The organism is Acidovorax sp. FJL06, from assembly GCF_003852545.1.
GTDB lineage: Bacteria > Pseudomonadota > Gammaproteobacteria > Burkholderiales > Burkholderiaceae_C > Acidovorax.
On the sequence record NZ_QAJR01000095.1, the window covers coordinates 1 to 503 of the forward strand.

Sequence of the window (503 nt, forward strand, 5' to 3'; positions counted from 1 at the left end):
CGGCGCGCTCACGCTGGCACTGCGGCACCCGGGCCGGTTCCAGACGGTCTCGGCCTTCGCGCCCATCTGCGCCCCCACGCAGTGCCCCTGGGGCGACAAGGCCTTCACCGGCTACCTGGGCGCGGACCGCAGCGCCTGGATCGAACACGACGCCACCGTGCTCATGCAGCACCAGCCCATCGCCCCCTACCCGGCGGGCATCCTCATCGACCAGGGACTGGCCGACAAATTCCTGCCCGACCAGCTGCACCCGCACCTGTTTGAAGCGGCCTGCGCGGCCATCGGCCAGCCGCTCACGCTGCGCCGCCATGCGGGCTACGACCATGGCTACTACTTCGTGCAGAGCTTCATGGCCGACCATTTGACCCACCACACGCGGGGTCTTCTGGCAAATTTTTAATGCGAACTTAAGCTGCTGAAGGCACACTGCGCGCCATGCTCCTGACCCTGCGGCGACTGCTGCCTTTTGCCTCGGCGCCCCGTGCCGAGCCCTCCCCCCCCAC

Annotated in this window: 1 protein-coding gene; it reads left to right on the forward strand. The window is 68.2% G+C overall.

Going from position 1 to position 503, the window contains the following annotated elements; genetic code table 11:
• Positions 1–400, forward strand: a 400-nt coding sequence (locus DBV10_RS22645) for an alpha/beta hydrolase-fold protein (RefSeq protein WP_255424871.1), incomplete at its 5' end; no start/stop codon positions are given.
• Positions 401–503 lie beyond the last annotated feature (103 nt).